Annotated in this window: 12 protein-coding genes and 1 tRNA gene; 8 read left to right on the forward strand and 5 right to left on the reverse strand. The window is 64.2% G+C overall.

The window, feature by feature from the left end:
* Entirely contained in the window at positions 1-246 is a 246-nt protein-coding gene (locus A5785_RS13480; RefSeq protein WP_064866918.1) for a helix-turn-helix domain-containing protein, read from the reverse strand.
* Between the two features lie 278 nt (positions 247-524).
* On the opposite strand from A5785_RS13480, the gene A5785_RS23285 reads away from it, so the two are divergent.
* Positions 525-619, forward strand: a tRNA-OTHER gene (locus A5785_RS23285).
* Positions 620-664: 45 nt separating this feature from the next.
* On the opposite strand, the gene A5785_RS13485 is transcribed toward A5785_RS23285, so the two are convergent.
* Entirely contained in the window at positions 665-2,890 is a 2,226-nt protein-coding gene (locus tag A5785_RS13485) for an FUSC family protein (protein WP_064866919.1), read from the reverse strand.
* 330 nt (positions 2,891-3,220) lie between these two features.
* On the opposite strand from A5785_RS13485, the gene A5785_RS13490 reads away from it, so the two are divergent.
* The 3 genes from A5785_RS13490 to A5785_RS13500 all read left to right on the forward strand — a co-directional run bounded on the left by A5785_RS13490 (position 3,221) and on the right by A5785_RS13500 (position 7,053).
* Positions 3,221-4,108: a YdcF family protein gene (locus A5785_RS13490; RefSeq protein WP_064866921.1), complete on the forward strand. Its 888-nt coding sequence runs from the start codon at positions 3,221-3,223 to the stop codon at positions 4,106-4,108.
* Positions 4,109-4,607: 499 nt separating this feature from the next.
* Positions 4,608-5,285, forward strand: a complete 678-nt coding sequence (locus A5785_RS13495; protein WP_231894043.1) for a hypothetical protein — start codon at positions 4,608-4,610, stop codon at positions 5,283-5,285.
* Entirely contained in the window at positions 5,278-7,053 is a 1,776-nt protein-coding gene (locus tag A5785_RS13500) for a GMC family oxidoreductase N-terminal domain-containing protein (protein WP_064866924.1), read from the forward strand. Before A5785_RS13495 ends, A5785_RS13500 begins: the two co-directional genes overlap by 8 nt.
* Positions 7,054-7,056: 3 nt before the next feature.
* On the opposite strand, the gene A5785_RS13505 is transcribed toward A5785_RS13500, so the two are convergent.
* Positions 7,057-7,854, reverse strand: coding sequence for a DUF5995 family protein (locus A5785_RS13505; protein ID WP_231894044.1), 798 nt, complete (start codon positions 7,852-7,854; stop codon positions 7,057-7,059).
* Between the two features lie 198 nt (positions 7,855-8,052).
* Here A5785_RS13505 and A5785_RS13510 point away from each other — a divergent pair, with 198 nt between their 5' ends.
* Both A5785_RS13510 and A5785_RS23290 read left to right on the forward strand, forming a co-directional pair.
* Positions 8,053-8,796, forward strand: a complete 744-nt coding sequence (locus A5785_RS13510; protein ID WP_082937798.1) for a M23 family metallopeptidase — start codon at positions 8,053-8,055, stop codon at positions 8,794-8,796.
* Positions 8,797-8,880: 84 nt separating this feature from the next.
* Positions 8,881-9,027: a hypothetical protein gene (locus A5785_RS23290; RefSeq protein WP_156525513.1), complete on the forward strand. Its 147-nt coding sequence runs from the start codon at positions 8,881-8,883 to the stop codon at positions 9,025-9,027.
* A 68-nt stretch (positions 9,028-9,095) separates the two neighbouring features.
* Here A5785_RS23290 and A5785_RS13515 read toward each other — a convergent pair whose 3' ends face one another.
* Positions 9,096-10,721 carry an MFS transporter gene (locus tag A5785_RS13515; protein WP_064866928.1) on the reverse strand — a complete coding sequence of 542 codons (1,626 nt, stop codon included), beginning with the start codon at positions 10,719-10,721 and terminating at the stop codon, positions 9,096-9,098.
* 279 nt (positions 10,722-11,000) lie between these two features.
* On the opposite strand from A5785_RS13515, the gene A5785_RS13520 reads away from it, so the two are divergent.
* Positions 11,001-11,813 carry a hydroxypyruvate isomerase family protein gene (locus A5785_RS13520; protein WP_064866930.1) on the forward strand — a complete coding sequence of 271 codons (813 nt, stop codon included), beginning with the start codon at positions 11,001-11,003 and terminating at the stop codon, positions 11,811-11,813.
* A 43-nt stretch (positions 11,814-11,856) separates the two neighbouring features.
* Entirely contained in the window at positions 11,857-12,744 is an 888-nt protein-coding gene (locus A5785_RS13525) for a 2-hydroxy-3-oxopropionate reductase (protein ID WP_049698174.1), read from the forward strand.
* Between the two features lie 14 nt (positions 12,745-12,758).
* Here the strand turns inward: A5785_RS13525 and A5785_RS13530 are convergent, their stop codons facing one another.
* On the reverse strand, positions 12,759-13,379 hold the full coding sequence (locus tag A5785_RS13530; protein WP_064866932.1) for a TetR/AcrR family transcriptional regulator: 621 nt from the start codon (positions 13,377-13,379) through the stop codon (positions 12,759-12,761).
* Positions 13,380-13,481 lie beyond the last annotated feature (102 nt).

Genomic DNA, 13,481 nt, shown 5'->3' on the forward strand with positions numbered 1-13,481 from the left:
CTACTCGGTTGGCGGACCGCCTGCCGAGTAGCCTGGCGCCGTCTCCAGACCGGCCGCGAACTTCAGCACCGATTCCAAGCGAAGGCTGCGCTGACCACGCTCGACCCAACCGAGATACGTGAGGTGGATGCCGGTCTTCTCGGCATCCTGCTCTTGGCCCAGCCCAAGCTCGGTCCGACGTGCGGGCACACGCTCACAGAACGTCGCACGGGTGGCGTATCGGGACGGCTTGACGTCGGCGGACACGCCAACCAAAGCTCGTCCCCACCGAACTGGACGTGAAATTGCCTGCGGAAGTCTGTTCACGCCGTGGAACTTGCGGACGCTCACCAAACGATCCGCGAGACGATGCCGGGCACTGCCGAGCGATACCGCACTGCCCGCCGCCTTATGCCCCGCCCGCGAGTCACCACCACCCCGGCAACATCCCGGCGCTCGCGGGTCATCAGGTCGTGATCCAGCAGTAGTCGCTACTGAGCAATAGGTGGGGGTTTATGCGGTCCCGAATCGATTCCAAACAATCAGCCTCGTCTGCACTGGTCACCAAGTCACCCGAAACGCACATCGCAGGTTTTTCAAAACCCGTCCAGTGTGAGTTCGAGTCTCACCGAGGGCACCACGAAACCCCTGTTCAGCAGGGGTTTATTGGTTTCTGTCGCTGGTCTCATTGCTGTTCGGCAGCATCCGGCACCTTGGTCGCTGCCTGGTCCAGATCCTCGAGCACCTGATTGAGGCGCGACGCTGCCACGATCGCCTCGCCGCGAGGAGTATCCGGCTCCACGTTCAGCTTGGCGAGTAGTGAGATGACGGGGATGCGGGCGGGGTCGACGGCCGACTCCGCTTCGCCACTGAGCGCTGCTCGAGTCATCTTGACCCGCTCACGGATTCGGTCCAGTGCCTCGCGGATATCGGTGGCGTCGGTACCTGTGAAGACCTGTGGTGGCTCGGACCCGGAGACAACGATGGCCGCGATCAACAGCGAGTGTGCGCAATGATGAATCGCCACGATCGGTTGTCGGACTGCCGCGGTTGATGACCGTGGCTCCAGAAGTGCGACAGCTCGTGTTGACGAACAGGCGGATTCGACGTTGACCTTGGCTTGCTCGAGGCGTCGAGTGGCCTCGGTGATCTGATGACGCTCCCCCGCAGTGGTGAGTCCGGTGGCAACACAGACGAGGGCGTCGTCCAGGGCGTCGAAGTACTTGGCGATGGAATCGATGAGCATGGGCCGCGAATTGGTCGAGAGAATCAAGTAGGCGCAGACCACCCCGATCAGCGATCCCGCCACGGTCTCCTCGACGCGAACGACGAGCAGTCGCATGTCGAAGACGCCGAGCAGATCGAACAGCGCAGCGACCATCACGGTGATGAACGCCACCAGGTAGGTGTACTGAACCGGGCCGAAATAGCTTGCGAGGAAGACGCAGAGCACGCCGAGGATCAGTTCGGGGATCACGTGATGGTTCGCGACCACCACCACGAGCGCCCCGATCACGACTCCCAGCACGGTGCCGACGATCCGGTCCATCGCGCGAGTTAGCACGGCCGCACGCGTGCTGGCCTTGATGAAGACGATGAACGCGGTCAGAACGGCCCAGTACCAGCGGGAAGCGGAAATAGCCTCGCCTACGACGGAAGCCAGTGCGGTGGCGAACATCACCTGAACAGCCAGCCGCGACGTAGGCTCCCAGTTGCGCCAGTGCTGCAGTTTCCAGGGCGGTGCCGAGATGCAGAGGGAGGCCGGCCCGAGACGTGGACGGTGGCGCTCGCGATGACCGTCGGCAGGGTCGGAGGGGTCGGCAGGGGGCATCGCCTCGGAGTCGCGCACCGAAGCGGTCAGTTCATTGAGCGCATGCCACGTACGTACGCAGCGCGAGATCTCCAGCGTGGCCAGTCCCCCCTCCTCGCTGAGGTCGACGAGGGACTCGGTTCGTTTCGCCCGACGTGCCGCGACGCGGCTTGCTTCGACGTCGACATCCTTGCCCAGAACGGTGTGCAGATCGGTGATCGCGTTGACGAGCAATGTGTTTCGTGGGAGTGCGCCGTCGTCTGACTGCGACGCGTCGCCGAACCTGTCGGCAACGAGCTGACTGCACACCTGCTCCACCGAGATCTGCGCATCCACTACAAGGTCGGCGAGAGTCTGTGGTTCGCAATCGAGGTAGCGATGCGTGTCGAACCGTGACTGCCAGTCGTCGATCGCGAGGGACATTCCACCGAGCCGGGCGAGGTCGCGCTCGATGCGCGGGCGGCCGGTGGCGCGCTGTGCGGCGAGTAGGGCGGTGTCAGCCGCGATGCGAAACTCCTTGAGCAGCAACGTGATCTGACGCCGCGGCCGCTGACGAAGCGCCACCGCACGCAGAAGCACTCCGGTGCCCATGGTGAGGCCGACCACCAGCCACAGGACGGGCAGCTGACCGTGATCCAGGCGTAACAGCAGAGTGAGGAAGTACGGAAAGAAGGCCGCGAATCCCAGCGCTCCACCCCGAGGACCGAATCGTCGAACCCACACGGCGATTCCCGACACCGCGACGAACACCGAGACCGCCGCGAATCGGTACGGCTCGAGCAGCGCGGCGAGCGTCGCAGAGAGCAGCGCGACGATGAGCTGGAGGCTCGCGGTGACGAGCCGCGCCCGGGGAGTGGGGTCCTTGGTGGAGTTGGTGCACACCAAAGCGGTGATGATGGGGACGACGAGCATCGACTGGTCCGCGTGGCCCGTGGCGACCAGAACCCAGGTGGCGCCGGTCGACAACGCAACCGCGGAGGTGACCAGAGTCGCGTCGTGCAGCCGCTGCCGTCCGGGATCTGCCGCGTCGGCCAGTCGCAGCAGATGCCGCGGATTCCAGATCTGTACCGGTTGCGGTAGCCGGTGGAGGAACGTCGACACGCCACTCAGTGTCGTGCACGCGCCCGAAATAGGCCTCGATCCGCCCAATAACGGGCGCTAACTTGCGAGCCATCATCCCGGCGAACGAGATCAGCTTTGAGATGGGCTGCATGAATGGGACTGTGTGTCCCGGGCCATCGCTCTGCTGAGAGTCTGTCTAATGGGATCAGTTCATGCTCACCGGAAACGTGGGTGGCCGCGCAACGTCAGAGAGGCACCGCAGTGCGAATTGTCGTCGGAGTCATATTCGTCCTCACCGCGATACTGATAGCCGTTACGTGGTTTCGGATTCGACGCGACGCCCGACATTCCACGCACGGGCTGTGGCTGATGGCGAGCCTCACCATGATCTGGATCTCGGCGACGGCGATCGCGGTGATCATCGCTCCCGAGGGTTCATTCTCCCTGTTGGTCGCGGTGTTGCCGGTGCTCGTCGTGATTCTGGGCTTGGCCGCGAGCGCACTACTGCTGGCAGCCAATACGCCCATCGTGGTCCGCCGCGAGGGATTGCGCATGGCCACGTTGGTCCCGGCCGCCCTCGGATTGGCCATCATCGCGACCCTGGCTCTTGTGTGGTGGTGGATGTTTTCCGCCATCTACGGTGACTGGCAGCTGGTTGTCGTACCGCTGGGCATCATTCCCGGGGCAATCATCGTCGCCGAACTGATGGCGTACACGACCTACGCGGTCGTATATCCGAGGGTGAATGGGCGTATCACTGACAGCGAAGTGATCGTCGTACTGGGTGCAGGGCTCAACGGCGATCGCGTTACCCCGCTTCTGGCGAGCCGGCTCGACCGAGCGGTACGCGTCTACGACGATCTGGTCGCGGCAGGCCGTCAGCCATGGATCGTGGTGTCCGGAGGCAGGGGCAACGACGAGGTGGTCAGCGAGGCATCTGCCATGGCCCGGTACCTCGCTGAGGAAACTCACGTACCGGCCGACGCGGTACTCCTCGAGGACGCATCGACCAACACCCGCGAGAACTTGGAGAATTCGCTACAGCTGTTGGCCGATCAGGGAATCAACTCCGCCCAGATGATCGTCGTGACGAACAATTTCCACGTACTGCGTAGCGCATCGCTGAGCCGTGAGTTGGGCATTCCAGGGGCGATCGTCGTCGGCTCCCCCACCGCCTGGTACTACCTGCCGTCGGGATTCCTCCGGGAATTTGCCGCAACCGTCGTGCACTACCGCAAACAGAATGTGCTCACCTAGGCCGTCATCTCCGGGTTGTGGATAGCCCTGGCTGCCGTCGCACTGATCATCAGCGCGCGTGAAGAATTCGTCGACGACGCACCGGTGCCACCGGCCGCACAGGAGTTCGTGCGGGCCGTCGGCTGACTCGCGCCTCAGCGCCCACCGCCGTCAACGAGTTCCGAACTGTCTCGACGTCAGATCAGTTCACCTGAGTTCCGACGACGCCCCGCGGCAAAAGCGACTTTCCCGGCGCTCGTGCCGTAGCCTCGCAATGTGACCCACAACACGGCGATGCTGTAGATGTCCGATTCTTCCGCGGGTTCCCGCGGGATCAGTCGGCGTCAGTTGTTAGGGGCGTCTGGTCTTGCCACAGTGGTTCTCGCGTTGTCGCGCACACCCGCGGCGCGCGCCGCGCCATCCCCGCCCGACGGCTATCTGGACATGCCGCCCATCGCGAGACAGATACTCGGGGGGGCTGCGCATAGCGTCGCGCGATGCGCTCCGTGGCGTGTCGGTCATGGTGATGCCAGGTGACGACCGGTACTCGAAGCAGCAGGGTGTCACCGGGCGCGGCCCCGGTGCGATGTCTGATGGTGCGGCCGACGAATTCGTCGGCCTGGTGGACCGCTTTCTACCGCAGGGCGACCAGCTTCTCCGGCCACTGGCAGTGGCACTGTCGGTGACGCTCACCGACCTGGCCGTCACGCCGCTGCAGCTTCCCGACGACAAGGTGGCCTCGGCAGTCGACCGCGCGCTCGGCGTCAGCGACAACGACCGCACCTTTCCGCTGTCCCTGATCGCCGGGTTGGTCATGGATGTCGCAGCGCTACTCGTCGGCGCACCGCTTGCGGGTCCGTTTGCCTCACCCTTCGCCAACGCCAACTTTCAGACGAAAGCCCGTGCGTTCGAGTTGGTCGAACAACCTGCTGCCGATCTACTCGCCGTCTTCGACAATGCGCTACCGCAACCGCTGCGCGGGTCCGGCGCGGGCCTGTTGCGCTTCGTCGGGGGCATCCTGCTCGACGGTTCGGCGTTCACCGTGTGGAGCGAGCATCGGCTCTACGACTACACCGCACGGCGTCTCTCGGCGTCCTGTCAGTTGGAACATCACCGGATACCGGCCCAACGGGCTCGTAGACGGCCACGACGATTTCATCGGCTATTACAAGGGATTCGAGGAGTTCTGAGTGCGTGACGTCATTGTGATCGGCGCTGGTGGGGGTGGCCCGGTGGTCGCCGCCGAACTCGCCGGACAGGGCCTCGACGTGTTGCTGCTCGAAGGTGGTCCGCGCCACGCGAACCCCGCCAAACAGTGGTCGCATCTCGAGTTCGACGCCAACGACCCCACAGCCGGTTTCCTCCGCTTCGGACCGGGCGACCGGTCCACACCGTACTGGCACCGCGAATGGGCACAGAACAGCTTCGTCTGGGAATTGGGTGGGGTGGGCGGCACCACTCAACACTTCTTCGGCAACAGTCCGCGACCGTATCCCGGCGTGTTCGCCGGCTACCGCGGTGCCGACGCCGCCCTGTACGACACCGCGCATCGCTTCCCCTTCACCTACCGCGAACTCGTTCCGTATCTCGAGTGGGTGGAAGCGAGCCTGCCGGTCAAGCCTGCCCCGATGGGGACCAAAGAGGCGCTCTTCTTCCGAGGCTGCGAAGGCTTGGGATTGCCGCTGCAACGATCACGGGACACGACCCGCGCAGCTTTTCGACCGCAGCCGAACTGTATTTTGCATCCAGGCGGAAATGCCGGCCGCACAACAGATTCCAACCTTCTCGCCTACCCGCAGGCAACGGGTTGCACCTTCTGCGGCCACTGTTTTCAGGGTTGCTACCAACCAGCGCGCGCACCACGGAACCTCTTCGCCCGCCGATCGACCGACAACAGTTACGTTCCGCTCGGCCTTGCCGCTGATGCGGTTCGTCGCGGCGGCAAGGCCATGGAACTGCGCGCGGAGTCGTTCGTCGAGCAAATTCACACAGAGGAACGCCGCGGACGCGTCCGCGCCACCGGAGTGACATGGCGAGACAACGTCACCGGGGTGCGACATCGTGAAGACGCCCAGGTCGTGGTGATGGCCGGCGGCGCTACAGAGAGCCCGCGGCTGTGGTTCAACAGTGGATTGCCGAACCCGAACGGCTGGGTCGGTCGCGGACACACCGACCACTGGTTCGACTGGGTGGTAGGTCTTTTCGATGAGGACACCGGCAACACGCGGGGTGCCAATTCTTGTGCACGGGTCGAGTTCCCCGGATATGGATGCTTGGAGAACTCCGGAGTCACCCCGGCGATCCAGGCGTTCACGATGACGTTGTCCAACAGCGGTATTCGCGGCCAGTACACCAACGGCCGCGGGATGCGGGGCGCATGGGACGGCCCCACCGGACGACTGGCCGGGGACGAACTCCGCGACTTCATGGCCCACGGAATCGACCGGATGCTGAACGTCTTGTGCATCACCGACGACCACGTCGAGCCCGAATGTCGAATAGTGCCTTCACTTTTCCCGGCTGACTCCCACGGTGCTGTCGCGAAAGTCGACATCGACATTCGCAAGCGGTCGGCCCCGACCCGACGCAACCGCGAGTACATCACGACGAAGGCGGCGCAACTCCTCCGGAAAGCCGGCGCGCGAAAGGTATATCGGCTGGACTGGGCTCCCCTGCTCCTCCACGTGCACTCGTCGATGCGCATGGGCGAGTCGGCCCGCAATTCCGTGACGCGCCCCAGCGGTGAGGCGCGATTCGTCGACCGAATTTTCATCGCGGACAACTCGGTTCTCGCCAACTCACTCGGCGGACCCAACCCCACCCTGACCACCCAGGCGCTCGCCACCCGCACCGCGGAGAAGATCATGGCTACCTACTTCGGAGGCGACCCCTGGGTGGCCACCGGCGAACCGGTCGCGACCACCGACGATCGGATCACCAAGCGGATGATCGAACTCGGGCTCTGACCCCTACAGTTCCGTCTCGATCGGAGCGGGCGTCGCGGCCACGTCGGCAAGCACCTCGACGTTGTGCGCCACACCCCGGCTCTCCCGAGCGGCGATCCGGGTGACGGCGCTATCAAGGACGCCGACGACGCCCGTCGGATCGAAGACGGCCAAGCACTGGCGTGCGACCACCAGGTCGCGCGCGAGAATGGTAGGGCCACGGGCGAACCCGGGCTCGACTGCCAACAGCAACGCGAACCGCCACGCACTGTCGCGGAGGACCTTGATCGCCTCATTGATCGCAAAGATCTGATTCTGCTTGAGGACGGTATAGATCTCGGCCAGCGCGGGCGAAAGTTCGTTGATGTCGTCGACAACACCATTGACCTGGCTCGCAAGCACCGCGTTGATCGTCGTGAAATCGCGCTCGATATCCCGAAGCCCGCGTCGGCCGGCGACCTCGACCGCCGCGATTCCCAAGTCCAACACGATATGTGCAGTGATCCCGGCGAGCATGTGCTGCACCATGATCGGCGCGGGATCGGGTGCATGGTCGAACGTGATGCGCCAGGAGCGAGTTGGCTTCGAGAAGGTGCCGGGATGGTGATAGCCGTTGAAAGCCTCAAAGTATCGGGCGGCGAAAGCGACATCGAGACGCTCCATCCGCGGGCCGTCGTCGAAATACCCGCGCTCTATGGCAGCACCCACGGCAAGAGTGATGCGCTTGTAGAGCGCAGCGAAGTAGCCGAGACGACTCGGTGTGCTCACCGACCACGAAATGATGTCGTCGAGGGCAGCCACCACGTCGTCGATGGTGGTCACGGGCGGGACCGGCGAAGGAGCCGGCACAACCTGGCCGCGCGAACGATTCATAACGCCCTCCACTGCCTTGACCTGCGACGATACCGGATCTGAGCCTCTCCGGCAAACACGACATGTCGCCCAAGCCGCGCGTCTGATAGTCTCGCCGTGTCCATTCCGATATCAAAGCGTTACCAACCCCAGAGCGGACGTATAGCAGTGCCTCACCACCGATTGACCGACCGTGACTCGATCCCGAACGCGACGCGTGCGGTCTTTGACTCGCCACCTCGCGCCAGCCGTGGTCAGCACCGCGCAGCTTCCAACAACGCGCACACCCTCAAGCTGAAGACCGCGACCGTCGCCGCGATCACCGGAGTGATCGGCCTCGGTTCCGTTGGCGCGGCGCAGGCCGCCGCAAAGCCGGCTCCGAAGCCCGCAGCACCGACCGTGGCGTTGCCGGAGAACATCAAGCTGCCAGAGAACATCAAGCTTCCGGAAAACATCAAGCTGCCACCGCAGCTAGAGGAACTCACCCGCAACGCGTTGCCCCCGAATGCGGGGGTCCCGGGCAAGAAGCGTGCCGTTGCACCGACCACCGGCACCGTGACCTCCGGGTATGGCGCCCGCTGGGGATCGCATCACAACGGCGTCGACATTGCCAACCGCGTCGGCACTCCGATCCACGCCGTCACCGACGGCACCGTCCTCGAATCGGGCCCGGCGTCGGGCTTCGGGATGTGGGTTCGTGTTCGCCAGGACGACGGCACGACCGGTGTCTACGGACACGTCAACGAGAGCTTCGTCAGGGCGGGCCAGAAGGTTCACGTCGGCCAGACGATCGCCACCGTCGGCAATCGTGGACAGTCCACCGGCCCGCACCTGCATTACGAGGTCTGGGACAAGAACCAGCAGAAGATCAACCCGCAGGCGTGGTTGGCATCGCGCGGGGTCAACCCCTGACCTCCAACCCCTGACCCCTCGGGGCAGTATTCTCGACGATGTGCGCTGATCGGCGCACATCGTCGCAGGCCCCTGGAGATCGCCATGGGATTCATCTTCTTCACACTGCTCGTCGTTGCCGGCGTCATCGGCCTCATCTACAAGCTCAAGCACGACAAGCCGCAGGATCACGACGGCATGATCAGCTACGACAGCACGGGCTCGAACCCTTCGGATTCGAGCAACGACTGATCGCTCTCGGGTCGCACACTGCACCTGCGATGAGTCCTGAGGCACCTGCGATGAGACTCGAGCCGCGATCACTTTCCCGCCGCGGCTGGCTCATCCTTGCCCAATTCTGCGCCGGGAACCGTCGGAAGTCGTTGAGCGACAACTAGTCCGAGCAACGCCAAGAATACGGCCAGCAGGATCGCCATCTTGATCGCCTCCAACTGGGCGTTGACGTAGTCGTCGACAAGTGTCGACACCTCACCGGCGGGAATATCGTGCTCCTGAGCAACCGCCTCGAGCTGGTCTCGTCCGAGGATTTCGACGCCGTTCGCCGTCGCGTCGTTGATCTGACTCTTCGTCTGCGCCGAAATCGTCGAGTCTGCCTGAGCTGCCGTATTGAAGCCCGAACTGAGCGCGGCGACAAGTAGCGCACCGAGCAGCGCAACGCCCACGGATGTCCCGATGTTCTGGGCCGTGCCCTGCAAGCCGCCCGCTTCACCACGGTCACGATTGCCCACCGACGACATGATCACGTTGCCGAGTTGTGCTGCTATGAAACCGAATCCGGCGCCGAAGATGGCCATGCCGATGGCGAACACAACACTGTTGAGCTCGGGATCGATGGTGGTCACCAGAAGTACGCAACCGACGATCACAAGCACCAGACCGATTCTGACCATCCGCCGCGGCGACTGCGTCGCAGCCAGTTTCGGGCTGGCGAACGCCGCGATCAGCATGGCCACCGACATGGGCGCGAGCTTCACTCCTGTCTCGAACGCGTTCATCTGCAGTGCGTACTGCAGGTAGATCGGGATGATGAAGAACATCCCGCCGATAATGGTCTGCTGCGCGAGCAGCATGATCAATCCGTTGCGCAGCTGCAGTTTTCGAAGCAACGCGGGGTGAAGCAGCGGTGTGCCGCCACGGTCGATGACACGACGCTCCCAGGAGACAAGACCGATGAGCACAAAGACGCCGAGCGCAATCATGAACGGCACCACCGAGAAACCGAACGGTGTCACTCTCACGTCACCGATTGTCAGTGCGCCTCGCGGCCTGATGAAGCCCCAGGTGCCTGCCTGCAGCAGCGCGATCACGATGAGCCCGAGTCCCGCTACCGACAACGCGGTTCCGACCCAGTCCATCCCCCCGGGCTCGGCCTTCTCGTCGTCGGCGATGGCGCGCACCGCAAGCACGACGAGGATGCACACGACGGTCTCCGCGGCGAACACCACCCGCCAGGTGAGTGCTTCAGTCACCCATCCGCCGATCAACGGACCGGCCGCCGCGCCGGCTGCGGCAATACCGCCGAGGGCGCTATAGGCGGTTGCGCGGTCGCGACCCGAATAGTTCGACGCCGTCAACGAAATGATCGCAGGCATCACCATGACGGCTCCGGCGCCCTCAACGAAGGACCATCCGAACAACAGCATGCCGATGTTCTGGCTGAATGCCGTGATGAGCGAACCGATTCCGTACACGATGAGCCCGATGGCGAAAACCCTCCGCCTGCCGAACATATCGCCGAGGCGACCGCCGAAGAGCATGAACGATCCCATGACCAGTGTGTAGAGGGTGATCGCGAGTTGGACTTGGGTCAACGTCGTGCCGAGGTCGGCAACGACCTGCGACACCGACACGTTCATGACCGTTGTGTCGAGCACCATGATGAACTGTGCAGCGCTGAGGATGAGGAGGACCCGCCACCGTCGCATGGCAGCACGATACGCGGAACGCCCTGGCCGCACGCGGTTTCTGCCCGGCAGCGGAGGCAATCTCTACTGATTGGTCGACAGCCACGATCTCAGACCGCGCCGAGTGCGGACACCGACTCCCTCGCTGAAAATGGCCACCTCGCACACCGTCAGATTGGGCCCTGGACAACCTCAGCAAGGCTAACCATTTGGGCCATTTGGGAGACGCCCACCAATGACGGTAAAACAGTCGCGAGCAACGTCACGTCAGCCGAGTTGACCCCAGACGAGGGAGCCGCGATGAACCCCCACCGACTGACTGTGAACTGCTCGATGCTGTTCACCGACCTACCGTTGCTGCGCAGACCCCAGGCGGCGCGCGATGCGGGTTTCGATGCCGTCGAATTCTGGTGGCCGTTCGACGACGCTGTCCCTGCCGATCGAGAGGTCGACGAGTTCGTGACGGCGATCGACGACGCCGGGGTACGCCTCACCCACCTCAACCTCGCAGCGGGTGATCTCGCGGCGGGTGAGCGTGGGCTGTTGTCGCATCCGCCCAGGACGCGCGAGTTCGTCGACAGCATCGACGTCGCGGTCGGCATCGGTGCACGTCTGCGAACCGTGGGTTTCAATTCGCTCTACGGCAACCGCATGGCAGGACTCGACATCGCCGAACAAGACTCACTGGCAGTCGACAACCTTGCCATCGCGGCTCGTGCCGCTGCGACGATCGGCGCGCAGATCCTCCTCGAACCACTCAGTGCGATCCCGGACTATCCGCTCCGCCTCGCCGATGATGCGCTCGCAGTGGCCGACGCCGTTCGACGCGAGCACCGGATTGACAACGTCGCGCTCCTCGCTGATCTCTACCACCTGTCGACGAACGGCGACGACCTCGACCACGTGCTCTCGCACCACACCGGGCGGATCGGTCATGTGCAGATCGCCGACGCCCCTGGCCGTGGCGAACCAGGCACGGGCACAATGGACTTCGCGCGATACCTGGGTGCGCTCGACGAAGCCGGATACCAGGGATGGATCAGTCTCGAGTATCGCCCGACGCTGCCCGACCCGTTCTCGTGGATCGCGGAGTTCGCAGACGGCGCACACTGAGACACGGCACTCGGATCACCGCACCACGGAGGAGCACCTCATCATGACAACCCTCGCGTTCATCGGACTCGGCGTGATGGGCAGTCCGATGTCCGTCAACGCGGTTCGCGCAGGACACCGCGTCGTCGGCTACAACCGCACACCGTCCAAAGCCGCGGCACTCGTCGAGGCCGGTGGAACCGCAGTGCACTCCGTCCCCAAGGCGGTCGCCGATGCCGACATCGTCGCCACGGTGCTCCCCGACTCCCCCGATGTCGAGCAGACGATGAATGGACCAGATGGAGTGTTCGCGCACGCCAAGCCGGGCACCGTCATCGTCGACTTCTCGACCGTCAGACCCGACGTCGCGGTCCGGTTGGCCGACCAGGCGGCTGAGCGCGGCCATTTGTTTCTCGACGCTCCGGTGTCGGGCGGCGAGGAGGGCGCAGTCAATGCGACCCTGTCGATCATGGTCGGCGGCTCAGACCAGGCGGTCGAGGCAGCGGCGCCCCTCCTGCATGCTGTCGGTTCGACCGTCGTACACGTGGGACCAAGCGGCAGTGGACAATTGGTCAAAGCGGCCAATCAATTGATCGTGGCCGCCAATATCGCCGCACTCGCCGAGGCACTCGTCTACCTCGAGGCCAGCGGGGTGCAGACCACCGCAGCGGTCGAAGTCCTCGGCGGAGGACTCGCGGGATCGACAGTGCTCGACCACAAGGCACGTCGGATGATCGATCGAGACTTCGCACCGGGAGCGCGAATCGACCTGCACCACAAGGACCTCGGGATCGTCACCGCCTCGGCACGCGAGGCAGGATTGGCTCTCCCGATCGGCTCCCTCGTCGCGACACTCATGGCGTCGGCGCGGGCCAACGGCGACGGCGGCCTCGATCACGCGGCACTGTTTCGGACGGTCGAGCGGCTGTCCGGCAGGCTCGACTCGATGTGATGTCCCAGCCCGGCCTACTGCAGGGTTCCGCGTGCGAGTCCGAGCTCGTTCTCCATCGCGCGCCGAACCAGACGCCCTCTGTCGGGAGCACCCGCGTAGTGCACCAGCGCGTGCGAGTTGACGCCGTCGATCATCCCGAGGAACTGCCACGCGACGTCGGCCGCGTCGTCGGTGACGAACTCGCCCGCGTCGACACCCTCGCTGATGAGCTCGGACACCAGTGACTGCCAACGGCCCATGACGTCCCGAACTGCGGCAGCGAGAGGGTGATTCACCCTGCCAAGACTGAAGGCGTCGGCCCATACGATCGTGACATCGTCGCGGCCCGGCTCCGTCAGCGTCGCGATCAAGGTCCGCAGCTTCGACGTTGAGTTCGGTTCGGTGGCAATGAGTTCGGTGATGTCGTCGACCTCCGCGCTGGTGATCGCCGAGAACGTGGACGCGACGAGCTCGTCCATACTCGGCTCGTAGTGTGCGACGAGCGCGGGCGCCACACCTGCCCGTGCGCCGACAGACCTCAGGGTCAGCCCTGGAAGCCCATCGGCACGAGCGACCTGACATGCGGCGGTGCGGATCTCATCCGTCCGTTCCTCGGGCGACTTGCGGGGTGCGCGCGTCCGGCTCTTCGAGACCATCACCCAGCGATCATCGTGCCTGGCCACCACCTAGTCAACCGCTATTGATCACAGAATCAATAATTCGTTCGTACCACTTGACGGCCCGACCCGCACCCCTTA

Origin of the sequence: Gordonia sp. 852002-50395_SCH5434458, from assembly GCF_001665905.1 — a bacterium.
In the GTDB taxonomy this organism is placed as follows: Bacteria; Actinomycetota; Actinomycetes; order Mycobacteriales; family Mycobacteriaceae; genus Gordonia; species Gordonia jacobaea.